The sequence below is a fragment of the Candidatus Phytoplasma pruni genome (assembly GCF_013391955.1).
GTDB lineage: Bacteria > Bacillota_I > Bacilli_A > Acholeplasmatales > Acholeplasmataceae > Phytoplasma.
The window spans coordinates 1-26,991 of record NZ_JABUOH010000027.1 but is presented as its reverse complement, the minus strand read 5'-3'; the positions used below and the strand labels follow the sequence as shown (position 1 = coordinate 26,991).

The 26,991-nt window shown below is 26.8% G+C and carries 18 protein-coding genes; 7 read left to right on the top strand and 11 right to left on the bottom strand.

Going from position 1 to position 26,991, the window contains the following annotated elements; translation table 11 throughout:
- Window positions 1–772 precede the first annotated feature (772 nt).
- The 4 genes from HR065_RS00975 to HR065_RS00960 all read right to left on the bottom strand — a co-directional run bounded on the left by HR065_RS00975 (window position 773) and on the right by HR065_RS00960 (window position 4,999).
- Window positions 773–1,705, bottom strand: a complete 933-nt coding sequence (locus tag HR065_RS00975; RefSeq protein WP_178734054.1) for a YitT family protein — start codon at window positions 1,703–1,705, stop codon at window positions 773–775.
- 37 nt (window positions 1,706–1,742) lie between these two features.
- Complete coding sequence (locus tag HR065_RS00970) at window positions 1,743–2,828, bottom strand: hypothetical protein (protein ID WP_178734053.1); 1,086 nt, start codon at window positions 2,826–2,828, stop codon at window positions 1,743–1,745.
- 300 nt (window positions 2,829–3,128) lie between these two features.
- A complete protein-coding gene (locus HR065_RS00965; protein WP_178734052.1) occupies window positions 3,129–3,779 on the bottom strand; it encodes a hypothetical protein in 651 nt (216 codons plus the stop codon).
- Between the two features lie 236 nt (window positions 3,780–4,015).
- On the bottom strand, window positions 4,016–4,999 hold the full coding sequence (locus HR065_RS00960; protein WP_178734051.1) for a Bax inhibitor-1/YccA family membrane protein: 984 nt from the start codon (window positions 4,997–4,999) through the stop codon (window positions 4,016–4,018).
- Window positions 5,000–5,858: 859 nt separating this feature from the next.
- Here HR065_RS00960 and HR065_RS00955 point away from each other — a divergent pair.
- A complete protein-coding gene (locus HR065_RS00955) occupies window positions 5,859–7,586 on the top strand; it encodes a DEAD/DEAH box helicase (protein ID WP_178734050.1) in 1,728 nt (575 codons plus the stop codon).
- Between the two features lie 275 nt (window positions 7,587–7,861).
- Here the strand turns inward: HR065_RS00955 and HR065_RS03715 are convergent, their stop codons facing one another.
- From HR065_RS03715 to HR065_RS00930, 7 genes are all read right to left on the bottom strand, one after another.
- Window positions 7,862–7,990 carry a hypothetical protein gene (locus HR065_RS03715; protein ID WP_280527664.1) on the bottom strand — a complete coding sequence of 43 codons (129 nt, stop codon included), beginning with the start codon at window positions 7,988–7,990 and terminating at the stop codon, window positions 7,862–7,864.
- Entirely contained in the window at window positions 7,987–8,898 is a 912-nt protein-coding gene (locus HR065_RS03615) for an ATP-dependent metallopeptidase FtsH/Yme1/Tma family protein (RefSeq protein ID WP_244948326.1), read from the bottom strand. Before HR065_RS03615 ends, HR065_RS03715 begins: the two co-directional genes overlap by 4 nt.
- A complete protein-coding gene (locus HR065_RS03610) occupies window positions 8,843–9,550 on the bottom strand; it encodes an AAA family ATPase (protein ID WP_244948325.1) in 708 nt (235 codons plus the stop codon). The genes HR065_RS03615 and HR065_RS03610 overlap by 56 nt, the downstream gene beginning before the upstream one ends.
- A 286-nt stretch (window positions 9,551–9,836) precedes the next feature.
- A complete protein-coding gene (locus tag HR065_RS00945) occupies window positions 9,837–14,753 on the bottom strand; it encodes an AAA family ATPase (protein ID WP_178734049.1) in 4,917 nt (1,638 codons plus the stop codon).
- Between the two features lie 873 nt (window positions 14,754–15,626).
- Window positions 15,627–16,367, bottom strand: a complete 741-nt coding sequence (locus HR065_RS00940) for a hypothetical protein (RefSeq protein WP_178734048.1) — start codon at window positions 16,365–16,367, stop codon at window positions 15,627–15,629.
- A gap of 384 nt (window positions 16,368–16,751) precedes the next feature.
- The gene (locus HR065_RS00935) at window positions 16,752–17,234 is read right to left on the bottom strand and encodes a hypothetical protein (protein ID WP_244948324.1); all 483 of its coding nucleotides are present in this window, start codon (window positions 17,232–17,234) and stop codon (window positions 16,752–16,754) included.
- A 339-nt stretch (window positions 17,235–17,573) separates the two neighbouring features.
- Window positions 17,574–18,752, bottom strand: coding sequence for a DUF445 domain-containing protein (locus HR065_RS00930; protein WP_244948323.1), 1,179 nt, complete (start codon window positions 18,750–18,752; stop codon window positions 17,574–17,576).
- Window positions 18,753–19,828: 1,076 nt separating this feature from the next.
- Between HR065_RS00930 and HR065_RS00925 the strand changes: the two genes are divergently transcribed.
- The 6 genes from HR065_RS00925 to HR065_RS03710 form a co-directional block, all read left to right on the top strand.
- Window positions 19,829–20,560, top strand: coding sequence for an amino acid ABC transporter ATP-binding protein (locus HR065_RS00925; protein ID WP_280527663.1), 732 nt, complete (start codon window positions 19,829–19,831; stop codon window positions 20,558–20,560).
- A gap of 128 nt (window positions 20,561–20,688) precedes the next feature.
- Complete coding sequence (locus tag HR065_RS00920; protein WP_178734047.1) at window positions 20,689–21,519, top strand: amino acid ABC transporter permease; 831 nt, start codon at window positions 20,689–20,691, stop codon at window positions 21,517–21,519.
- A gap of 269 nt (window positions 21,520–21,788) precedes the next feature.
- A complete protein-coding gene (locus HR065_RS00915; protein ID WP_178734046.1) occupies window positions 21,789–23,402 on the top strand; it encodes a transporter substrate-binding domain-containing protein in 1,614 nt (537 codons plus the stop codon).
- A 204-nt stretch (window positions 23,403–23,606) separates the two neighbouring features.
- Window positions 23,607–24,161 (top strand): hypothetical protein, encoded by a 555-nt coding sequence (locus HR065_RS00910; RefSeq protein WP_178734045.1) that lies wholly within the window; start codon window positions 23,607–23,609, stop codon window positions 24,159–24,161.
- A gap of 13 nt (window positions 24,162–24,174) precedes the next feature.
- Window positions 24,175–25,893 (top strand): ABC transporter substrate-binding protein, encoded by a 1,719-nt coding sequence (locus tag HR065_RS00905; RefSeq protein ID WP_178734044.1) that lies wholly within the window; start codon window positions 24,175–24,177, stop codon window positions 25,891–25,893.
- A gap of 24 nt (window positions 25,894–25,917) precedes the next feature.
- The coding region (locus tag HR065_RS03710; RefSeq protein WP_280527662.1) for an AAA family ATPase at window positions 25,918–26,991 on the top strand (1,074 nt) is incomplete at its 3' end.

The window sequence follows — 26,991 nt, the reverse complement described above, 5'->3', positions numbered from 1 at the left end:
TTTTTTTTAAAAAAACGGTATTAGTATAAGTGAAAGGATTATTAGTTTTATTTTTTATTATTTTTTTATTAAAAATTCGAGTCCAAACAACCGGCCCCAGTAAGGTAAATAATAGAAATAAGCAAAAGTAAACCAATAATTAAGAATGAATCAGCTATGATTAGATCATAAGGTTCTTCTATGAGATAAATTAAACGATTTATGTTCCACCTTTTGAAAAAATTAAATAAAATTTCAAAACTCTTTTTACCTTTTTCAAAATCAGAAAAACGATAATAAAAAAACAAATTAGTTATGAAAAAAAGAAAAACCGAAATGAAAAATTTAATAAAAACACTTTTATGTGTTACAATTTTAACCTCTTCAGAAGAGATTGGATTATGTTTAATTATAGAACGAATCTTTTTATTGGTATCATTGTTATTGTTTTTTGCTTTTAAAAAACTTTTAAGTTGTCTGCTTTCGGATGGATTTATAAGATAATCTAAAATGCTCATTTTTGCATTCTCCTTTGTGAAAAATAATTATTGATGCATTTGTTTCTTGGCTATAATTTTTTTTAATTCATAGACTTCTATATTATTTAACTAAGACGATAGAAAGCAAAAAAAGCACTTTTATCATAATGATTATTTATATTTTACTCCTTCTTTTTTCAAAAGTCAAGGAACAAAAGGTCATTTTCTTGCAAAAAGTTTTCAGATAGAAAAAAAGATCCCCAATTTAGGGATCTTTTAATGAAATAAGTTTTTCTTATAAACAATTATTATTGTTAATTCTTATTAAGTATGACATATGATATAATTAAGATAACCAATACAAAGAATAATATAAAAATTTTGAAAGCGTTTTCTTTTAAAAAATGGTTTTTTTCTTGCTTTGTCATTTCGCCTATTATAAGGGCAAGGTTTTTGCCAAACACATAAAGAACAGAAAGACTTACAAAAGGGTAAAAAATAATATTTAAAAACCAAGGAGCATCTTTAAAAAATTCAAAACCGAACAAAAAAGTCGATACAAGCACTATTAAAATGTCGAAAAACAAATTTAATTTTATAAAAAAACTTTGTTTTTGTTTTGTTATTTTAGTAATTATTTCCGTCAATACATTTATCCCTAAAAAAGCTTTATTTTTAATAGCTGTTAAGTAATAACCGGTGCCGAAAAAAATCATACCAACGGAAGTGTCTAAAAATATAACTGAAAACAATTCGGTTGTTGAATTACTGGAACGAATGTACGACACTCCACCAAAGTACTTTCTCAAATTGAATTCGTTTGTATCATTGTTATTTAATACATAACAAGAATATATCTTATCGCGATAATTTTTTTTCAAGAATAAAAATAACATCATTAACACAATAGAAAAGACTGCCCACGCGAAAAAAGACCTTTTTAACGTCTTTTTTGCGAAAAAGAAACTGCCTATTATTAACATGAACAAAGTGAAACCAATTAAAAAAATAATTAAAATTAAGAGCAAATCCGGATTATTATGGTTGAATAATTTGCTAGCGATGACAGCAATTCCGCCATTTCCGCCGGGATTGGCTCCTTGACTGAAAAGGTCCAATTTGTAGTGCTTTTCAAAATTCTTTCCTGATAAAACAATAAAGAATAAGCCTAAAGTAGATAACAATACTCCAATAAAAATTTCTACATAAGGGCGATATGTTGGATCTTTTTTCTGGGATTTTTTCATTTTTATATCCTCATGTTTTCGTTAAAATTAAAAAATATTAATTTTTTTTGCCTTGATATAAAGAAACAGGGTTAAATTTTTTATTTCTAACTACATCAACTAAAAAATGGCTTGATTCTTCAATATTTCTAGTATAAGTTTCGTATTTTTGGTTTCCATTTTCATCTTTAAAAAAATGATGAATTTGAACAACGTTTTCAGAAGGAAATTCAATTGCAAAACCTACACTTTTTTTATAATAATCATTATAAACATTAAAAGTGATTAGTTCTTTTATATTTTCAGAATCATCATTTTTTTTCATTCGATAATCGTTGCCAATTCTTAAACCTGGAACTGCAAATTTGCCGAAAAAACCTAAAACTTTCCCTCCAGTTTTTTTAGCCGCTTTAGTTGCAGCTTTATTTCCTGCTGATTGTAATTTTTTTTGAGATTTATTTTGCAAATAATTTTTGAAACGTTCTTTAGCAAAATCTTTTGCAACAACTTTGCCCAATGTAAGAGAGCTTTTAGAAGTTTCTTTAAAGACCTTGTTTCCATCTACTTCAGGAAACTCTTTATTTCTCAGCGCTTCAGGAAAAGTTATTGTATCTAATACATTGTTAAGTGTAAACGAAAACTGATCGCATTTGCAAAAAGTAACGTTTACTTCTTTAATTTTATACAACTCATTTTCATCAAAATAAAAAATTCCTTTTTCAGGTTCATAGACTAAATTCAGTTGAGCAACATCGTTTAAATTGGCTATTTTCATTTCTGTATCATTTATAAACTTGTCATTCAAACCTGCTATATCGGTTATATCCAAAGCCGCTCCTAAGAAGGGTACAGAGCCTACGGCATTTTTGGCCGCTTGTTTTTCGTTTAACCATTCTTTATGAGCGATGCAAGGAACAAATGGAGTTATTTCGCTTAAAGAATAAAAATCGCGTTTGTTATTGTCCAGAAAAGAACCTGTTTCATAACGCCATCCTAAATGTATATGTTTTTTATTGTCGTCTTTGTGATATTCTTCAGGGTTAAAAGCATGAACGTGTTTTCCAGTAAATAAAGTCAAAAAAGTGATAAAAAGCATTAAAGTAGTTGCGAATTTTTTTCTAAATTTGCTTATATTTTTTGTCATTAAACAAACCTTCTTTCATATTTATATTTTTTCTATATCAAAATATTGGAAATATTTTTTTATATTAAATAAAATATGATAGTCCATTTCAATCAATCCCCCTTAACCATACCAAAGTGCCCTGACTGAAATCTCTCGTTGAATCGATATGATTATTTATATTATAATCCTTCTTTTTTCAAAAGTCAAGGAACAAAAGGTCATTTTCTTGCAAAAAGTTTGGAGATAGAAAAAAAGATCCCTTTTTTAGGGATCTTTGCAAATATAAACCAAATCTTTGGCAAAAAAATACTGAAAATGTTATTTTGAAAGATAAGTCAAGCCGGAAACAATAGTCAAGTAAGCGAAAACAGATGTTATAACAAAACCTAAAAAATAAATCTTTTGCAAAATTGATTTAAGAGCCATCCCGGTCATATAATTGGCGGTTAACAAAATTATTAAAGAAATGGTTCCCACAATAATGGTCCACAAAACACCATTAAAAAAGCTGTTTTTAGCTTCTTTTTTAATTACTTCGTCGCTTTGAGAAAAAGTAAATTGATTAAATTTGATGACGTTTTTTTGAACTGTTCTAATAAAATCTCTTTCAAAATAAGATATACCTAACCATTTAAAAAATTTAACATACCTAATCCACCAAAATATCATAGTATCTACTTTATTAGGCATTTCTGAACGGGATTTGTTGCAGTCATAATGATCAATCGTTAACTTATTAGGATCACAATCTTTAAAATAAATATTTCTACCTTTATTCATTTTGAAAGAAAAGTAAGAAAAAAGACCGATCATAAAAGGACCTATGGTTGGACCGAACAACAAGACATGTCCCCAAGTCATATCTTTTTTGGATGTTATTTTGGGATCTTTCCAAAAAATAAAAACACTTAGAAACAGCAAAGCATAGAGTAATAAAAAAGAAATCATTCTGATATGAGTTTTTTTCATAAAATATCTTTTATCTCCTTTTACGGGAATAATTGTTAAAAAAACTTTATTACCAATTGAATTAGATGTCAATTTATATATGTATGATTGTTTATATTATACTCTAAATAATGTTAATGTCAAGTGGAAATATTTTTTTGCCAAAAAAAACAAAAAATCCGTTTTAAGGGATTTTTTGAGACTTGATAATTGTATATTTACCTTTAATGGAAAATCAAACGATTGATTCCAGCAAGTTAAATTCTTTCTTTCGTGCATATATTTCCGAACAATCGTTCAAAAATAGACACAATTCTGCTTAAAATTTCTATGATAGAAAACAAAATTAAAACAATAGATGTGAATAATAAATTCACTATTAACCAATCAAACTTTTGAGGCATTTCTTGTTCTATGAAATGATCTAAACTTTCTAAAGATAAAACCCATATTAAAGCGCCGATTATAAAATCTAAAATAGAAAAAGCGATCGCAATCAAACTAGCTACGATAGTATCAGAATTCAAATAATTTATTCTTTTGATGATAAAATACATTTCCATCGCCCAAGACAAAAATAATAGCGAAATGATTAAACTGCTCAATTTATCATTGGTTTTAATTTTTTGAGAATAATATAAAAAAGATAATACAAAAACAGTTAATATGGTACCCATTACAGAAGTAAACAACAATATTAAAGTAAAAATCGCTTCTTTTCGTACAATGGGGAAAAAAGCAAGCATTTTTAAAAGAAAGAGGTTAGAACCGCCTAAAAAGCCGACAAAAATAGATGACAAAAGTAGACCATACTTTAAAAGCCGATTGTAAACATAAGTTCCTAATTCAACAAACAAGGTTATTATTGAAATGGATCCGAAAAATATTATAAAAAAACAAATTGGCAATAAATATAAAAAAATATTTTTTAATTCTTCTTTTTTTGTTTCGTCATCAAATATTTTTATTGATCCATTATGTAATATATCGTATAAATCACAATGTTTGATTGATAAAAAATAAGTTAAAAAAACAGAAGCAATTAAAACCATCATTAAAATAGCAAATTTAGTAAAGACACTTTTATAAGTCGTTGTTTTGACCTTTTTGTCAACTTTATTTTGTTTTTGCAAATAATGAATTCTTTTTTGTACTTTAGGTTTCAATTTTCCTTCTCTATTTAAAAAAATTCTTGCATTTTTAGAAGGATTGAACAAACGTTCATAAAGTTTTCTATACATAGCGATAAATTCTCGTTTCTTCTTTTTATTTTTTTTAAAATGCGTTAAATAAGAATTGCCCTGACTAAAATCTCTCGTTGAATCGATATGATTATTTATATTATACTCCTTCTTTTTTCAAAAGTCAAGGAACAAAAGGTCATTTTATCTCCAAAAAAGATAATTCTGCAAACTTCAACCAATCCTTTATTATTATACTTTTTAACAAAAGATACCTTTTTATTTAAAATTTTGTTTATTTTAGTATAATAATAAGGTATAATAAAGTGAAATAATTATTTTCTTCGAAATATAAATATTATTTGACGAAGTAAGAACGTGATAATAGAGAATTAAATTTATTTTATATTAATTTTTTCATAAAATAAATATACTTATGTTTATATATATTTGTTTCTTTTGGATTTTGATTCTGATGCTTGTGTATTTTATTGAAATATATCATTTTAAAGCTGGTTTATTTAAGAATTAAAATTTTTACATTTATTTAATTTTATCAATGAAACAATATTTGTTATTATGAGTATTTTTTGTATAAATAAAATTAATAGTAACATTGACTTTATTATTTAAATCTTAAATAGATAAATATTCTTACTTGCACATTAATAAAGATAAATAAATTGATTATATATTTTTTATTCAGTAGAACATGAAAAAAACCAGACATCAAACAACATTAAGATTAATGGATATTTTATCAAAATTTTATCTTTTTTAATTAAAAAATATTTTTTTAATATAATGAAAGATAATTCTATACTCAACTAAAGTAGGGTATATTATATTTCTTAGGAAAATAAAATTTTTTTATTAAATAGAAAAATTATTATTAATAGAAATAGAGGAAAAAAAATAAATGAGTATATTATTCACAGATTTAAATTTATTGCCACAAACAGAAAAAGCTTTAGAAGAGTTAAATTTTTCAACTCCTACATCAGTTCAAGCTATGGCAATACCAGAAATGATACAAGGTCATGACATTATTGTTCAATCTCAAACTGGAACAGGGAAAACTTTCGCTTTCGGCATCCCTACTATTGAAAAAATTGACCCAAAATTAGCTAAAACACAATCTTTAATATTGTGCCCTACAAGAGAGTTAGCTTTACAAGTTTCTCAAGAAATTAAAAAATTGTTAAAATTTCACAGAGAAATTAGAACAGCAGTAGTTTACGGTGGAGAATCTTACATTAAACAATTCCATCAACTTGATTTAAAACCGCAAATCATCATTGCTACTCCTGGTAGAATGATCGATCTTTTAGATAGAAAAAAAGTTGATTTATCAGCAGTTAAAATTTTAACTCTTGATGAAGCTGATGAAATGTTAAAAATGGGTTTCCAAGACGCTTTAGAAACTATTTTAAGCCAAATTCCTAAAGAAAAACAAACAGCTTTATTTTCAGCTACTTTGCCTTTTTCCATTAAGAAAATAGCTTCTAAATACCAAAATAACCCTAAAGTATTAAAAGTTTTACAACAAAATATCGCTGTTAAATCAATTGAACAATTTTATTACATTGTTAAACATTTTGACAAAAGTAAACTTTTAGTTCGTCTTTTAGATCAAAAAAACCCTGAATCAGTAATTATTTTCGCTAATACGAAAAAAGACGTTGATAACATCTTATCTTACTTACAAGAAAGAGATTTTTTAGCTGACGCTATTCACGGCGATTTAAAACAAAACCAAAGACAACACGTAATGAATAGTTTCCGTAAGAAAAATATTAAAATCTTGGTTGCTACCGATGTAGCTGCTAGAGGATTAGATATTGATGATATTAAAATGGTTATTAACTTTGATTTACCGCATGAAGACGAAGTATACGTCCACAGAATCGGTAGAACTGGTAGAGCTGGTAAAAAAGGTGTTGCTTACAGTTTAATCAGCGTTCAACAAGTTTCTCAATTGAAAAAATTAGAAAACTATTTGAAAGAAAAAATTACTGCTGTGACTATTCCTTCAATAGAAGAAATTAAACAAGAGCAAAATAAATTGTTTGAAACTAAAATTGTTGAATTAATCGAACAAAATCCAGAAGAAAATAATAAAGCAGCAACTTTAACAGAAGCTTTATTAGAAAAATTCGATGACAAAACTATTATTAACAATTTATTAAGTTACTTAATGCCTAAGAGTAAAAAATATGAAGAAATAGCTGAACCAAAATCATTCGGCGGTTCTTCACGTTACCAAAACGCTCGTAACAATTACAGAAACAACAACTTTAGCAGATTCAACAATTCTAATAGTTATGGTTCTGGCAATAGAAGAGAAAATTACGGCGGAAGAAGCAATTCTAACTTCTCCAATAATAGCAATAAATTTGGTAGATTTGGTGGCAGAGACCAAATGACTGAATTAACTATTAATTTAGGTAGAGAAGATGGAATTAATCCACCAGTCTTTTTAAAAATTTTAAGCGATAAATTTAACGTTTATGGCAAAAATATTGGAAACATCAAACATCTTTCTAATAAAACTGTTTTTGAAATTGCTGATCGTTTCGTTAAACAAGTTCAATCTAAAGACAATGTTTATTACGAGAAAAAACTTTTACAAATTCAATCAAGATAACAATAAAATCCCCTTTAATTGACTAAAAGATTTTATTTTATCATAACATTAAAACCAATTTGTTATAAAAAAACAAATTGGTTTTTTCTTTTATTGAGGGAATATTTTTTCGTTCTTTTTTATTTATCAAAAGAAGGTTAAAAAAGTTTTTTATATAAAACAAAAAAGACAAAACTTTGAATTTATCGGAAGTTTTGTCTTTTTATTTTATAAAGATATCTAATGTGCTTTTATTAAGTTTTAATGGCTTTTTTGTTGAGTTTTTTCACTATTGTTTAAATAAATAAATCTTTCATATCTGTTTCGTAAATTTTTTTGTTTTTATAAAGTTTGTTTATAGTATTTAATAATTTATCATTTTTATCTGTTAAAGATGATTTTCCTTCAGTTATCTCTGTTGTCAATTCTTCCCCTTTTTTTCGGTTAAACTTTTAGAAGATATTGACGATATGGAATTTTCGAACAATTCAAAAGCTTCGTCATAAGCATTGTTCACCATTTGATGAATCGATTTTTGCGTTTCAGTGTCCATTTTAGAATTAAAAACCATTAAAGGTATTTTATTACTAGAACTTGCAGCATTAGAATCAGGCAACATTCCGTATTTAGTCACCATTTGAGACGCTAATGAATAAGCTTTTTTATAATCATCGCTAGCTCCTACGCTAAAATTTCCTTTTCCGTAAAAAAACTCTTCTGCAATTCTTCCGCCTAAAGAAATTTGAATGTTTTTTTCTAAATCTTTTTTAGTAGGCAAATTGCTCGTTTTTTTAGGCAAAAACAAAGTATAACCACCAGCTTGTCCTCTAGGTTCGATCGTTACACGCACAACTTGACGGTCTAATTTATGAGCTAATATAGCATGTCCCATTTCATGTATCGCCACTCTTACTTTATCTTCGTTGTTTAATTCATTGGTAGAAACCGGACCTAAAAGAACTTCATCCATTAAATTATATATTTCTTCATCAGAAACTTCCGAAGGTGGAGTTTTTTTCTTTGCAATTTCTTTAGCTTTTTTAGTTAGCGAATCAATTTGAGCAGCGCTGAAACCGAATTGATGAATTGTCTTGGCAATTTCTTCAATTCTTTGTTCTAGGTTTGCTTGGTTTTTTTGGGAAGATATTTTTAAATCATATCTTTTCAAACTACCTTTTAATATTTTTTCAGTAGTTTTTAAATCTGGCAAGCCCATATATATGTGTTTGCCTAAACGACCTTGCCTGGTTAAAGCATCGTCTAAAAGGTCAAATCTATTAGTCGCCCCCAATAATAATGGCTTGTGGTTCGTTTTTATTTTTATTAAAACCATCTAAATTGGCTAATAAAGCATTTAAAGTAGCTTCATGTTCTGAATGGTTATTATCATCACTTTTACTTCTTGCTCTACCGATGGTTTCAATTTCATCAATAAAAATAAAATAAGCCTGTCTATTGTCTTTGATCGCTTTTTCTTTCGCTGCTTTAAAAAGACTTCTAATTCGGGAAGCACCTACACCAACGTATTTTTCAACAAAATCGGAACCGGTGGCGGAATAAACAGGACTTATTCCTTTCAGTTCTCCTGCTAAAGTTTTAGCCAAAAAGGTCTTACCTGTTCCTGGCGGTCCATAAAGTATAACTCCTCTTTCTACTTCGCCTGTTTTAGGATTCTTAGCGTATTCTACTAATTTTTTTAATTCGTTTTTTTCGTTTTCATAACCATAAAAATTTTCAAATTTTTTATCATAAGTTTTGATCAATTTATCATTAGCCCATGAATTTTCTTCTTTATTTACCGCAGCTTCACCCGACATCGTTTTGGTTATTAAGTAAAAAACACCGATAATTAACAAAACATTCAATAAGATACTAGTGATATTTTTGATAATATTGAGCCAATCTTTCTTTTTACGAGGGCTTTTATTAGGATTGTTTTGCTCAAAATGCAAAAACTCATCAAAATTGTTAAAATTTTGTGTCATAAATGTATTCAATTCCTTTTAAAATTTTATTGTTTAATAAAAAAATTGCGTCACTGTTTTAATTTTTCTAAATATTACTTTCTTTTTTGGAAACATTTTTTTAATAAAGTCTAAAATATTTTAACAAAAAAAGTTAATAATTTATGAATTAATAACAATATGATAACATATTTTAACCAATTATCAAACGATATCATTGAAGAAATTTATTTATTTTTATTAAGAAATTAACAAAAGAGCCGTTTCCTTTCAAAGAGAAACGGCCAGGAAAAATAATTTTTTTCAATTAATAGCGGCGTTTTTGATTTTTATTTGCAGAATTAAGGAAAATATATAAAACTATTAAAGTCAAAAGGATAATATAGAAATTCTGTTTAATCCAAGTATACAATTCAGAAGAATGAGTATTTTTAAGACGATAATTTTTGATAAAATCATATATTTCTTGTTGAATTTTCTTTTCGGTAACATCAGGTTGTTGCGATTCTTTTTGCGCCACTAAAAAAGCCCCTTTGGAAATCAATTCAATGGTTTCGGTGTTAGGTTGCTCTTCTAAAATACGATCGATTAAAATGTATTGATGCACCGTTGCGGACACTTTTTCTTTTAATCTTTCTTCAAAATTATTTTCATATGTCTTTATTTCTTGTTGCAAAAGATCCACTATTTCTTCTAAAGAAAAATTGGTAAAAAATAAATGTTTTTTAACTTTATTTTGCAAAAGAGTTATTAAAGAGTTTTTTTCATAATCCACTATCTCAATATGCAATTTAGGGTATATTGTTTGCCATGTTTGATAAAAAAGTCTATCTATTAATAAAGCGGAATTTTCTTTAATATTGGCTTTGACTTCGTCTAAAGAAATATGGTTTTTTCTTTTCATTAAATTCACTAATTCGTTATAAACTGCTTTTTTCAAATCGGTTTGGAATTGCTTGATTTGTTGAGAAGTGAAAAGCATATTATTTAATTTTAATTCTTCAATAATACGGTCTATTTGTTGTTCTAATATTTTTTGTTTGTTAACTTCTAAATAATTTTTAGTTTCTGATAGGAGCGTAAATTGCATTTCCTCTAAATTTAAAATATGAGGAGTACCCATTAAAACTGCCAATTTACCGGCAATTATTTTTTTAATTTCTAATTTATCGTTTTCTTCGATTAAAAGATTTTGAGCTACTATTTGACTAAAAACATTATTTATTAAAGGTTGTTTAACCTTTTCCTCTAAAAATGTCAAAATAAATTGTTCTATTTCTTCTTCGTTATTATTGATTTCGCTAGCTTTTTGTAAAACTTGTGTTTTAAAAAAAGCATTATTCCTTAAAAAAGGATATTTATAGTAAAATTTATCTATTAACATTTGCGCTGTTTTTTGATTGATTTTTAATTTTTCATAGTCCCAAACTAAATAAATTTGACTAACTTTGCCCATGCCTGTATTTAAAATTTCTTCTAAACTATCTATTTTTTGTATTTCTGAACGTCTTTTGGTAGGGTCTGTATTTTCTTTATCTTCGAAATAAACACCTAATAAGCCTTCTGGCAAAGGATTTTCATCATTATATGTTTTTTTGATTTTTTCTTTATCATCAGAAAAGGAAATGCTTTCTATTTCGTGGTTTAGATATTTATTATAGCCGGCTTTTTTATCTTTTTGATAATGATTATTGATTAAATCAAAGTATTTCTTTTCAGAAAAAGAAAGGGAGCTATCTTTAAAAAGATGTTTCAAAGGGATATTTTTATATTCCTTCATTGTTGCTAAAAAAGTCACATCTGGTTTGTCATGGGTATGTTTTCCCCAATCTACTAAAGTTTCTGATTGTGAAATCCTATCAAAAGCCAATTGCAAGTCAATAGGCAAAATGTTTAAATGGTGATGCGTTTGAATAGCTATCCCTGCCGCTTGGATTAAAATTTCTTTTATTTTTCTTGGAGTTTTTAAAAAATTTTTACCGAATTTACAAATTTGTTCCATAATTTTTTCTAAATATTTATAAGCACGAACATCTAATTTATATTTTTTAGCCATTATTTTAGCAAAAGTTTTCAATTCTTCTTCTTTCCAATAATCTAATTCAATCAGTTTATTAAAACGGCTTAAAATGGCGATATCTATTTCATCTTTAAAGTTGGTGGCTGCTATAATAAAAACAGGTTTATCAGGATCTGTATAAATACCTTCGATTTGTGATAAAAAAGAGGAAATCATATTCCCATGGTCTGAAGTTAAACCATCAGTATTACGTTTTCTAAAAATACTTTCACATTCGTCGATAAAAATAATGCACGGAGAATGTTTGCGCGCTTCTTCGAAAAGATTTTCTATAATTCTCGGTCCTTCTCCTACATAACTGCGGGAAAAATCTGCAGAAGTAACGGCGTAAAAAGGTAAACCTGATTCTTTAGCAAAAGCTTCGGCTAAATATGTTTTACCGGTTCCTGGCGGTCCGTACAATAAAACTCCTTTAGGTGGATTTTTAACACCCATTTTTTTATATTCTTCAGGATTCTTTAAATAAGATAAGCTTTCTACAAGTTGTTCTTTTTCCTTTTCCATCCCGATAACATCTTTAAAACTGTGTAAACGAGCAGTATCTTTTAAAAATCTAGAAGTTCCTATTTCTGTTTGTGTTAATTTGATTCTTTCTTTGGCTCCGTCTTTGAATTCTTTTTTCATTAATTCAAATATTTCTTGATATTTAGCTACACTCAATTGATCGCTTTGTTCTTTTTGTTTTTGCGATTTTTCAATGATAGTTTCTAATTTATCTATAGTTTTATCATAAAAATCTTTTAAATATTTAAATTCTTGATCGTTCTTTTTTAACGCTTTTTCTTGCTCTTGGATGTTAAAATGAGCAGTTCTTAATTGTTCTTTAGTTTTGTCTAGTTGGGTTTGATTCTCTTTTAAAATATTTTTTTGTTGATTAATGGTTGATTGTAAAGAATTCTTTTCTTTTTGACTTAAAGTTTGAAGAGTTTGAATTTCTGTTTCTTTTAACAATAATTCTTTTTCTAAGTTATTTTTGTCTGTTTGCAGTTTTTGGATAGATTGTTCTTGTTGCGTTAATTCTTGTTTTTGAGCTGCAATATCGCTCATTAACGTTTGTATTTCGGCAGTTAATTTATTTTTGTCTTTTTCTAAAAGATTATTTTGTTTTTCTCCATCTCTTAATTGAGTTTGTTTTTGTTCTAATTCAATATTTTTGTTTTTAATTTCTTCTGATTTTTGATCTATTTTAGCCATTTGTTCGGTAATTTGTTTTTTTAGTTCATCAATATCAGTTTGTCGTTGTTCTAATTGTTTTTGATAATCTTGGATATTTTTTTTAAGTTTTTCTATCTCTTTTTGAGAAGAATCTAATTTATCTTTAGTTTGATTTAATTGGTTTTGATTTTCTGCTAAAAGATCTTTTTGTTGATTAATGGACTCTTGTAAAGATTGTTTCTCTTGTTGGCTTAAAATTTGCAGAGTTTTAATTTCTTGTTCTTTGGATGATAAAATATTTTCCCAAGTAGTTTTCTCTGATTGTAGTTCTTTTATGGATGTTTCTTGTTGAGATAACTTATTTTTAAAAGCATTAATCTCACTCATTAAAACGTTTATTTCGTTGGTTAAACGGTTTTTTTCTTCTTCTAAAAGAGTGTTTTGTTGTTCTTTTTGGGTTAATTCAGCTTGTTTATCCTCTAAAGCTTGCACTTTTTGTTTAATTATTTGGTTATTACGGTTGATTTCTTCACTTTTAGCCTTTATTGTACTTTGTAAGGTGATAATATCTTCTTTTTGTCGGTCTAATTGTTGTTGATATTCTTGGATGGTTTTTTTAAGCTTGTCTATTTCTTTTTGAGAAGCCTCTAATTTATCTTTAGTTTGGTTTAATTGGTTTTGATGCTCTGCTAAAAGATTTTTTTGTTCATCAATAGTCCCTAATAAAGATTGTTTTTCGTTTTGACTTAACTTTTGATGATGTTTAATTTCTTCTTCTTTGAATAATAATTGTCTTTCTAAAGTGGTTTTATCTGTTTGCAATTCTTGAATAGAAATTTTTTGTTGTGATAATGTTTCTTTTTGAGAATTGATATCACGGATTAAAGCGTTTATTTCGTTAGTTAAACGGTTTTTTTCTTCTTCTAAAAGAGTGTTTTGTTGCTCTTTTTGGGTTAATTCAGCTTGTTTATCCTCTAAAGCTTGCACTTTTTGTTTGATTGTTTCGTTATTGTGGTTAATTTCTTCACTTTTAGCCTGTATTTGGTTCTTTAAGCCAATAATAGCTTCTTCTTTTTGCGCAATCTGTTCTTGATATTCTTTGATTACGGCATTAAGTTTTTCAATCTTTTCTTGGGCAGAACTTAATTGTTCTTGTGTTTCGTCTAATTGTCTTTGATTGTCTGATAAAATACTTTTTTGATAATCAATAGTCCCTATTAAAGCTTGTTTTTCGTATTGGCTTAAAGTTTGATGAGTTTCTATTTCTTGTTTTTTAGCTAATAACTGATTTTCTAAAGCTGTCTTATCTTTTTGTAGTTGTTGCACGCTCAATGCTTGTTGCGACAACTCTTCTCTTTGAGTATCAATATTACGGTTCAATTCTTTGATGTCGTTATTTAAGCGATTTTTATCTTCTTCCAAAAGATTATTTTCTTTTTCTCTTTGGCTTAATTCCGTCTTTTTAGCGTCTAATTCCTGTATTTTTTGTTGTATTAAATCGTCTTTAGCGGTAATATCGTTTTTTTGATCAAAAATTTGTTTTCTTAAAGACAGGATGTCTTCTTGATTTTTATCCAGCTGATTTTGTTGCTCTTGCATTAACAAATTAAGCCTTTCGACGGTTGTTTGAACTGAACTCAATTGTTCTTGTGTTTCATCTAATTTTTTTTGTTTGCCTTTTAAAAGGTTTTTTTGGGTTTCAATAAAGGCTATTAAACTTTGTTTTTCTTCGTTTTGCAATTTTTGTTGAGATTGGATTGTACGAATTTCTTCTGTTAACCTTTGTTCTATGCCTGTTTTTTCCTCTTGAAGAGAAACGATCTCTTGTTGTTGAGAAGATAAAATATTTTCTTGTCCTTGGATATTTTTAATTAATTGATCAATTCTGGCTATTAATTGCTTTTTTTCTTGTTCGTTGGCAAGATTGTTTTGATTTGCAAGATTTAAACGTTCTTTAACCGTGTTTAGCTCTCTTATTTTGTCATCCATATCTTGGGATTGTTGTTTAATAAGAGTGTTTTTTTCGTGTATTTTAGTTTCTAAGCGATTTATTTCTTGGTGTTGTTGATTGATGGTTACTTGTTTTTGGGTATATAAATCTTGATATTGGTTATCGGGATAGAATTAATGCGTTTTACCGTTTAAAACGGGTTCATTACACTAAGCCTCCCACACCACCGTACAAGCAAGTTTCCAAGCATACGGCGGTTAAAATAGTGTGTTAATGCCCATTTATCTTAAAAAAATAGGAGTCATTTATAAGTTTAAATGTTTTTTTAAAAAATTAATATAGGCTTACTATTTTTTCATCTTTCGCCTTGTAAGGGTCGTTACCCCTCTCCTTGGTGAGTCATTATATTGATGCATTTCAGCATTAATTGTCAATTTCTCACGACTACTATGATTCTGCTTCTCCCTTGACAACAACCTTAACAACTATCAAGTTGAAAAAGAGTTGTGTTTTAGGGAAATAGAAGTTACTCTAAATATCTACGTAATCAATTTAGGCGAGCTGACCTGAAAAATTATATCTTAATTGTTATAAAATATTTTCTGACAGGTAGGTTTGAGGCGGGAATTACTTCCATCATCTAAAACGATGACAATGATTTTAACATACGAATTAAAATACGTTAAAAGACCTCCAAATTGTGGATATAAAAGAGAATAAAGCTTTTTATCTACAAGTTATGTTTTATAACCCTTTTGGTTGCTCTTAGCTCCTTTTCAGAAGTTATCCGTGTTGATCGTTTACTCTTGCACAATCTTGTCGGGTTAAAGGAGGACCCTCATTTGCGCTTTTATTTTCTGCTGTAATTTATAATTCTTTCGTTTTATAGACCGAAAATATGAGTTAGACCATCATTGCAAGTCTAGCATTTCGTTATTTATGCTGATATTTAGGCATCTTTCTCGCCCTAATTCTTCTTTTAATCTTTCGATTTCTTGTTGGTTAGCTTGTATTTGCGGTTCTAAACTTTTTTTATGGCTTTCGCTACTTTGAAAGAGAGGATTTTGGTTGATGATTTTATTTTCGCTTTCCAAAAGCATCACTTGATTTAAAGTGTCAATTAAAAACTGAATATGTTTTTTAGAAACAAAGATCATATTGGCTGGTTGCCAATTGCGCCAAAAAGGCCCTCTTACTCCTTTAAAATGGTTGTTTTTATATTGTAAATATGTTTGATAATTTTTCAAATCATTGGCGTTTCCGACAAAGACAAAAAGGTATTCGTTAGGGTCAAAAACGGTCGTAGCGATTGTATCGCTAAATTCTTCTACAATATTATATCTTTCTAAGTTTTGAAAAAGAAAATCAATGTTTTTCTTGTCTTTTTCCTGAAAATTATAATATTCTTTGTCTATTTGTTCAAAAACCATTTTAACAACGTGTTCTAATAAGCGCTGGCGATAAGCTGCGTTTTGACTTGTCGGCAACATTGTTTTGATTTTTTCTATAGAAGGGTAAAGAATAGGGGAAACTGTGTTTTTAGCTTCTGGTTGTTTATTACGATAAGGAGCGATTCCGTGCATAGGACTTATTAATGAAAAAGTTAGGAAGACGACCAAATATTTCCAAACTTTTTTTCCTTGAATTGACATATTTTTTGGTTAATGCTTTCTAATGAAAAATAATATCCTCTAAAAAGGAAAATATTATTTTTATAATTGTCTCTTTTATGGGTTGTATCAAAAAAATAGATATGTAGTAAAAAACCATAAAAATACATTTTATGGAATTGTTTGATAAATTTGTTGCGTTTATAGATTAAAAAAGTTTCTTGATTTAAAAAAAATTAATTAGTCCCTCTTTGAGGGGAATAATATTTTAAGACAGTTAGGACAAATTTGATATATATTTTCATACCTTTCTAATAAAAATATTTACATAGCATTATAATTATATCATTAAATGATATAAAAATATCTGATATGATTGGTATAAAAAAAGACCTTTTAATAAGGTCTTTTTTCATGATGAAATGTTTATTGTTGTGTTGGTTCTTGCTGTATTGCCATTTCTTCTTTAATTTTATCTTCTACTTCGGATGAGTCGGATTTTTTTTCTATGATGTCGGTTTGTTCATCTTTTTTATCGTTTTTTTTGGATTTCTTTCCAAAGAAATTCCATTTGGTATTTTTTTTAGTTTTTTCTTTAGATTCTGTGATTGCTTCTTCATCAGAATTTAACGTTGTATCTTCTGTATTTAACTCTTCATTTTGACTTTCATCAATGATAAATGTTTCTTGTTTCTCTTCTTGTGTTAACTTATTTTCATCTAATTTTTCTTGAAATTTATTGTCTAAAATATCGTTAAAATCTTTTGATTTGACATACTCTTCTAAATTGTTTTGCACATCAGCAACCAATTTATCTGTCGGAAGAGCGCTTTTTTGCTCTTTATTGTAAAAAAAACTAAAATAAATAATGAAAAATAATAAAAGGACGAACAAAGGGACAATTAACAATATTTTTAAAATGTTGTTCGAATCGTTGGTGTTTCTAATAATCTTTCCTCTTGTTTACATTTAATTGTTTAATTGTTTGAATTTTAATTTAATTTTTGAATTTGAATTTTTATTTTAATTGTTAGGATAAAAGGGAGAAAAACATATTTATTAATAAATTGTAATGATTTTTAAAACCATTACAATAATATTATAATTATTTTAATTCTAATATTAACAAAGAAAATGATAATATTACTCTTTTTATCAATAGTCAATTATATCAAGTAATTTAACAAAAAAACCGTTATAAAAAGAACGGTTTTAGTTTTATAAAAAAGGAATTATAAGATTGTTTTTTTATAAACCAAACCACGAACGCCATGAACCGGATTCGTTTGAAGAAGAGTTGGATTTATCGTCTGAAACAGAATTGTCGTTATTAGGAGTGCCAGCGGCACCATTGGAGTTTGGTTTTTTTGGAGCCGTACCGCCTAAAAATTTTGGCAATTTTTCGCTTATTAAATCTTTGATTTTGTTACTTAATTCGGCTGGTAAATCTTTGATACTGTCTTTTAATTTCTCCACAATCTCTTTAATGCGAGGATTATTTTCAATATCTTCCATTTTATCCTTCGCCGTTTTAGTAGCACTTTCTAAATTATCTAATGCTGAAGAAATTTTTCCAATAATTTGTTGTTTATCGTTTTTAAGGTCTTTATCCCATTCGTCAATTTTGCCTTTAATTTTATCCATCAATTCTTTTTTATCTTCTTTAAACTCTTTATCCCATGAGTCGATTTTTCCTGCAACGTTTTTGCCTAAATCATCGATCGCTGTTTGTATTGTTTTAGCGATATCATCTGCTAAAACTTGTACTTTTTCGTCTAAAATCACCAATATTTTTTGAGTGATTTCTTTAGTATTGATTTCCTCTATTTTACCTTCCGCTTTTTTAGTTAATTGATCTAAATATTTAGGAATTAACTCTTTAGTAAGGGAATTTTCTAGATTATCCATTTTAGCTTTTAAATTGTTGACGATATCTTCTGTTTTGATTTCTTCAATTTTTTTATTAGCTGTTTGTGTCATAGAATCCAATTGTTTAGGGATAATTTCTTTAGTAAGGGAATTTTCTAAATTATCCATTTTTACTCTTAAAGCTTCAGATAAATCTTTTACCATTTTATCTTTGTCTGTTTTAAGATCTTTATCCCATGAATCTAATTTAGAATCAATTTTGGTTTTCAAAAAAGCCGAAAATTCTTGAATAATTTTATTTTTATCTTCTTTAAGATCTTTATCCCATGAATCAATCTTTTCCAATAATTTATTGGCCATTTCATCTATTTTTTGTGATGTTTGTTTGGTTAATTGTTCCGATACTTCATCTATTTTTTTATTAGTTTTTTTCGTAATTTCATCTTGTGTTTTGGCGAAAACTTTGGAAATAATTAATAAAAACATCACCGCTGTTAAAAGTAAAATCGAAATAATATAAAAGTTTTTTTTATTAGGTTTAAAAATATTCATTTTCATAACTTTTTATTATTCTCCTATAATATTTGCATAGAATAGCGAAAATCAAAATAAAATTTTTTTTAATTTTAATTCTTGTTTCTTATGGAAGAAAAAATTTATTCTATTAATAATATGTTTATTGTCAAAAAACATATTCTTTAAATCTATTTTATTATATATTACTTTTAGCGTTATGAAACACTTTTTTCGACCCAGTTCATCAAAAAACGACTTTTAAGGAAAAAATTAAGGAAAAAAATCATCTTTTTAGCGAACCAAAATAATGTTTCTAAAGAAAGAAAAGAGCTCTTTTTCTTCATAATAATAAAAAGATGTTTTTTAGGTCTTTTTAATTAAAAAACATATTTTGCAAAGAAAAAATTCTTTTAAATAAGACCTAATAAAGGCTTAAAACAACTTTTTCATCTTTTTTATTAAAAAATTTTGATTTTTAAATAAAATAATGTAAAATATTATTTTAATGAATACATTTCAATATCTCAAAAGAATTATTTTATTTTGTTATATTTGCAAATGTTATTTTTTCAACAAATATAACCAAGTTTATTTAAATAGTAGGGTTATTATAAGATTTTAAGATAATGAAACTCTTTGAACTACTTTTAAGCGTTTAAATAAGATATTTATCTAGTTGATTTTACTATTAATTTAAATAATTATATTTTAATGTTGACAAATGACAAATTTTAATATACAATTAAATAAATCTTAATATCTTAAATTTAATCATTTAAGATATATTTGATATTTTTATAAAAAATTTTACAATTTCAATCCTTTTTTAAAAAAGTTATGATGATTGTAAAAAATAGTTATTTTTTGGTTTGGCATAAATAATAACAAAGAATTGATATAATTCATCAAAGATTAATTTTTTGCCTTTCTTATCCCAACCAAGACCTTTAACTAAACAACTTTTTCCAAAATATGCATTTTTAATAAAAAACATTTTGATGTTTAAACGGTCGTTCTTTTTAGAAAAAAATACTTTCATAAAGTGATTCGAAATATATGAAATTTCGATACAAAAGAAATATATGCTTTTTAGATAAAAAAACAAAGGAGAAAAAAATATGAAAAACATGATAGAAATTAAAAATTTAAATAAATCATTTGACGGGAAACACATTTTAAAAAATGTTAATTTAAATATTCGTAACCAAGAAATACTGACTATTATAGGTCATTCTGGTTCGGGTAAATCCACTTTATTAAGAACTTTAAATTTATTAGAAGTACCTGATTCAGGGGAAATTTGGATTAATGCGGAAAACATCTTAGATAAGAATGTGAATTTATCTCAGTTACGCACTCAAGTAGGAATGGTTTTTCAAAATTTTAATTTATTCGAAGAAAAGACTGTTTTAGAAAATTGTTGTTTAGCGCCAGTTAAAGTTTTAAAAATGAGCAAAGAACAAGCTAAAGCTAATGCTTCGAAAAAGCTAAAAGAAGTAGGTTTGGAAGAGTTTGCTAATGTAGATGTGAAACAACTTTCTGGGGGGCAAAAACAAAGAGTCGCGATTGCTAGAACTTTATGTATGCAACCGAAAGTTATTTTATTGGATGAACCGACTTCGGCTCTAGATCCTGAATCTTCTCAAGAAGTAATGAAAATATTAAAAAAATTAGCTGAACAAAAAGAAATTACTCTTGTGATTGTTACGCATGAAATGAAATTCGCTAAAAATGTTTCTCATAATATTTGTTTTATGGAAAATGGCGTTATTGTGGAAAAAGGTTCTTCTAAAGAAATTTTTGAAACTAATAAATACCCTAAAATAAGATCTTTTTTTGAAGAATTTTGATCTCATTTAATTAAAAACTACTTTTTAATGCTATAACTATGTACTTTGAAATAAAAAACGCCTATTATGAATAAAAAAATAAAGCGTTTATGAATATTTAAAATAAGAAAAAAGGAATGATAGATTTTATGGATTTAAACATAAAAACATATTGGAAAAAAAATGGAAAAAAAATCTTTTTGGGGACTATTTTTTTGTTATTTTTACTTTGGTTACATTATTCTGTTTTATCTTTTTCGGATGTTAAAAATAGTTCTGAATCGCCCACAAAAGACTCTTTTTTTTGGTCTAACTTATATCAATCCTTACCAGCTTATAAACAAGGGTTTTGGACTACTTTATTATTAGCGATAGACGGTCTTTTTTTAGGGTTTTTATTGGCTATATTATTAACAATGTGGAAACACTCTTCTGAAGGGATAAAAAAGCAAAATACTTGTTTATTTTATCTGCAAAAAATATTAACAGTTATTTTTAACTTTTTAATGAATTTTTTTAAAGCGATACCAATAGTAATTCAAGCTTTATTGTTTTACAGTCTTTTAGTTAATATACCATCTTTTAAAGGTTCTTTAGGACCGGTGATAGTTGGTTTGATCGTTATTATGCTAAATACAGCTTTTAATTTGACAGAAATTATGTTAAACCATATTAAATTTTTAGATCCGGGTCAAATAGAAGCTGCTCATTCTTTAGGAATGAAACAAAAACAAGTTTTTCGTTATATTACTTTAGAACAAACTTTTAAAAGAACGATTCCCTCTATTTGGAACCAGTTGATTATTAATTTGAAAGAAACTGCTTTATTTCAAATCATTGGAGTAGTAAGTCTTATTTACGCAGCCCAAAGACAAGTTTCGATTACTTTTGACACTATTACTCCTTATCTTTTAATAAGTTTGTTTTATTTAATGTTAGTCGGTATGACAGATTTAATCAATCACAAAACTAAACATTAATTATTTGAAAAAATAATTATGACAAAAGAATATATCTTAAAAACCAAGCAATTGTTTAAAAAACTAAATTTTTATCATATGAGAAAACCAGATGAAGAAAAAATAGTTTTTTTAACAGTTCGCATTCGAAACAAATATTTAATTTAAGTGACAAAATTATTAATGAATATCTTGTTTTCAACTTTTATTAGTTTATGTTAATTTTTATTTTTAACAAAAGAAACTAAATAATAAAGACGAAATTGATCGGAAGGAATAATTGTAACTTTATGGAAACTTTTATATTAAAAAAATATCTTCTTAAAAATTGGAAAAAAATTTCCATCGGCACGATAATAGCGGTTCTTTTTGTTTGGCTTAATTTTCATATCTTAATGCCTAATGGGGTTAAAAAAGGCGGAAAAGAACCTTTAACTTTAGGAATCGTGAATAACGCTCCACCTTTCGCTTTTGACGGAACTAATGAAAAAAATGGTTATGAAACTGTTAATGGTGATTTTATCAGTGGTTCGGATATCGAATTATTTAAAGCAATAGCTAATGAAATGAAAAGGGAATTGATTATTAGAACTTTCTCTTTTCCGGGGATATTAAACGCTGTTAAACAGGGCACAGTAGATGTTATTATCGGAATGTTAAATATTACACCCGAAAGACAAGAACAAATGTTGTCTATTCAGTATCATACACCTGATTTAGGCATTCTTGTTAGAAAAGATGATCCTTTGTTTAAAAAGTTTACAAAGGAAAACAATCAAGAAGTTAAATTGAAAGACTTAGAGGAAGTTCAAAGAATAACCACTATTATCGGTTCTATATATGATATTCAATTTTTCGATACTTTACAAAAAAACCAGCATTTACCAAAAGCTAAAAAAACAGCTTTAAAAGAGGATGCGGTGAATTGTGCTGAGTCAGTTTCGAACGGAACAGCAGACGTTCTTTTATTAGAATATCCGGTAGTAGATTTAATCGCCAATCAACAACCTGATAAATTCAAAGCTTTCAAATTAAAAGATTTGCCCGAAGCAATCAAAGTCCCTCCTTTAGGTATGTTCTTGCAAAAAGGAAAAGGAGAACAATTAAAAAAAGATTTAGAAGGTGCTTTAAAAGAAGTTTTAACACAAGATAAAACATATCAAAATGAATATCATCCGAAAGCAATCGAAAAACATCAAAAGGTCATCCAATCAACCAAATCCAAAACAAGTTTTTTCAAAACATATTATAAAAGTTTTTTAATTTCTTTATTATTGGCTTTTGATGGCTTGCTTTTAGGTTTTATATTATCTTTATTATTTTTCAAAATTAAGTTGTTATCAGTCAATGCTGCTGTAGAATCGCCTGTCAAAAAATCTTTTTCAATAAAAAACATCTTTTCTGTTTTAATCGATAGTTTGATTTACGTTCTTAAAGCGGTTCCTATTTCTATTCAAGTTATTTTAGTTTATAATTTATTAGTTCTTAATTTTGATTTTTTCAAAGTCAATTCTTTAGGTTCTTTTTATACCGCTTTAATTATCATTTTAATCAATAATGCTACTATTTTAACTAGTGTTTTCGTTAATAATATGAAACTATTAGATAAAGGGCAAATTGAAGCCGCCTATTCTTTAGGGATGGAAAAAAAACAAGTTTTCAGTTATATTATTTTAAGACAAACTTTAAAAAGATCGATGCCTTTTGTTTGGAATCAACTAATTATTAATTTTAAAGAAACAGCTTTATTTTCTATTATTGGGTTATCTAGTTTATTATGGACTGCTCAACGTAATATTGTGCTTACTAATGATACCATTACTCCTTTCGTGATCGTTAGTGTTATTTATTTAACTTTAAACTATCTTACCAAATATATTGGTAAAAAAATTAATAAAAATTAAATTATTAAACAAAGCTATGTTTCAACATAGCTTTTTTTGTTTTAAAAAACTTATTGGAAATTTTTCTTTCTAATTTTTAAACAAACTTATCTAAAACAAGTTCTTTTCCGTCGGGACTTGTTTTTTTTTTTTTTGTGTATAATAATTTTTAATAATTTAAAAAATAAATTATTAAATCAAAAAACATTAAGAAAGGTTAAAAAAATGAATTACAAAGAATTTTTTCGGAAAAATAAGAAAATCATAACAATAGTAGGAATAGGTTTATTAGCTATTTTACTGATAGTTAGTGTTGTTTTCGCAGTTAAATATTTTAGCAAAGATAAGAAGGATGAAAATGCTACTTCTGCAAGTGTGACTCCAAATACGACGATAACGCCAGAAAAAACTCAAGAAGAACCAAAAAAAGAGGAAAAAGTAGATGAAAGTAAAACTATAGAGAGACAATTAATCATTGAAGATGTTAATTTAGGAATAAATGCAAACCCTTTCACTGTTAATGATTATGCAGAAGAACATCAAATTTTTAATGATTCACAAATGGACGAAGTGATTGCAAACAATAGATTTTTTGATAAAAAAGATTTAAAAACTGATGATTCAAATCAAGATTTAATAGCCGTTTATTTTAATGGCGGAACAAGAGAAGAGAAAAAATCAGACAACCAAAAATATACTTTAGAAGAATTGAAAAATTTAGGAAATGGTGCTTCTAAAATGTATATTTTTTGGAAAAGAAGAATAATCATATCAGATTAAAAGTGAAATTAATATGAATATAAAACAAAAACATAAAAATCTCTTGATTTTATTTTTAACCTTAACTTTTATTATTTTGACAATTATGTTGATATTTAAAGATTTTTTATTCAAAAAAAAGGCGATTCCAAACGCTAAAGAAAATAAAAATGCACAAGAAAAAGTGAATGATAATTCATTCGCTTTTGTTGTTGATGAAAAAATAACTTCATTAAACCCTTTTGTTTTAAGCAAAAACAAAAATTCTTCTCAAAAAGCTATTCTGAAATTATTTAAAAGAGATTTTTTTAAAGAAAAAATTGATTGGGAAGAAATGATTAAAGAAAAAAAGGCAGCAAATAAAAATGATTACTCTTGGATACAAAAAAATCCTCACAATATTAAATTAAAATTTGATAGCGATTTAGCCAATAAAATTATTTTAAACAATCAGAACACAGCAGTTCCATTGAATAATTATAATGATTATGAAAGTTCGAAAAAACAAACAACCCAATCCATCACTTTAATTTTGAACGAAAATCTTTTGTTTGAAAATGGAGAAAAAATCAATTCTGACACTGTATTAAAAACGCTTAAAAAATATATTCAAAAAAAGATGGATTTTTTCGATTTCAGAGATAATGATTTTTTCCAAAAAAAATCTAATTTAGAATTCACTTTAAATTTTAAACATGAAATGACTTTATATGAAATTATAAAGAACTTGAATTTGATAACTTTATTACCTAACACTTATTTTTTAAATCCAGACAGTTATGGAACGCAGAATAACCCTATTTTATCTTATGGACCTTATAAAATAGGAAAAATAGACAATTATGAGGATTTAATTTTGGAAAAAAATAATAATTACTCAAGCGATTCAGAAGAATACAAAGCGGACAAAATTAAAATCGAACAATTAAATAACGATTTAGAAATAGAAGCGAAAAATCAACAAAAATTGAAATTATTCCAAGATAAAAAAATAAGTTTCATCGAACCTTATCGTTTGAATGGTTACGCCTTTAATCAAACAACAATTAAGGAATATTTAGAAGACAAAAATAATTTTAATAATGTTTTAAGTTATCCAACAGCACCTTTTGTGTTTTTATCATTTGTAGATCCTTCATTTAAAAGCTCGGATAAGATAGATTTTAAACAAAAATTATTTAAAACATTGCAACAAAACAAAGAGGAATTCGAAAAAGAATCTTTCCCGCATGCCTATACTGATTTATTTTCATCAGATTTATTAAAAGAAAGCAATTCGAATGTTTTTTATAATGAAAATGAAAATAATTTGCAACGCTTTAAACAATATCAACAAAATATGAAAACAAATTCTGAAAGTCTTTCACTTGAAGGAGTGAAAGAATTTAATTTATATACCACTAAAGAGCATGAAAATATAGCTTTATATTTGAAAAAAACTTTAGAAAAATTAGTTAATCAAAATGATTTTGTAGTCAATATTTTCGTTAATAGTTCTAATCCTGATGGAGCTTTTCAAGCGACAATTAGCTCTTTTAGCGATGTAAAAATGAATCAACATATCAAAAATTTAAAATTTAAATTAAAAGAAGTTACAAGCGAAAATTTAGATAATATGGATTTACAACAAATAGAAAAAACATGTTATGAAAAATTACCAATTATACCTTTAGCAAACGAAAAAAAGGTTACAATATTTCAAAATATCAAAAGAGATTTAAATCATTATTTTCTTTTATTTGGTTTTCAATAATAAAGAAAGGGAGAAAACAAATGTATGTTTAAAGAGAAAACGATCAAAATATTAAATTTTTTTCAACAACCAAAAATTTTGTTTTATTCGATAATCATTTTTTTAAGCATGTTTTTAAATATGTATTTAGGTTTGGGTCAATGGAACCCTGAAAAGAGAAAAGGTTCTGAACCAATTAGCGAACACAAGTTATTAAATGAAATTCAATACAATAAACAAAAATTAAAAGAAATAAATTATACTACTTATTATACTGCTTTTTCACCTTCTAAACCTTTTTATAAAACTAATAAATTTTTAAAAGTCGAAATTAAAGATGAAAATGATAATTATTATTATAATAATAAAATATCTAACAATATCAATTGCCAAGATTCGCCTAATGCTCGATATAAATACCAAATAAACATTGTAAGTTTTGTAATTAGTTTTTTTATTTTTTTATTTAGTAGCATTGAAATTATTTCGTCTGTTTTGTTTACGATTTATATCTTTTTTGCTATTAAAATGTCAAGAGGAGGTTTTGGACAAGGCAAAAATCAAATTTCTTCTTCTCAAAAATCTTTATTCACTTTTAAAGATGTAGCCGGCAATGAAGAAGAAAAAGAAGACATGAAAGAAATTATTGACTTTTTAAAAAATCCCGCCAAATATCAAAATATTGGCGCTGCTATTCCGAAAGGAGTTTTATTATCGGGACCGCCCGGAACAGGTAAGACTTTATTAGCTAAAGCTGTAGCTGGCGAAGCTAAAGTGCCTTTTTATTCTGTTTCTGGTTCTGAATTTAACGAAGTTTTCGTTGGAATGGGTGCTTCTAGGATTAGAAAACTTTTTAAAAAAACTAAAAAAAACGCTCCATGTGTTTTATTCATTGATGAGATTGACGCTTTAGCGAGCAAAAGAGGAAAAGGTTCTGGTGACGGTGGGCAAGAAAAAGACCAAACCCTCAACCAATTATTAACCGAAATGGATGGTTTTTCTAAAAGGACGGGAGTTATTGTTATGGCGGCGACTAATAGAGCGGATATGTTAGATCCAGCTTTATTAAGACCAGGCAGATTTGACCGTCAATTCCATGTTGGTTTGCCTGATGCGAAA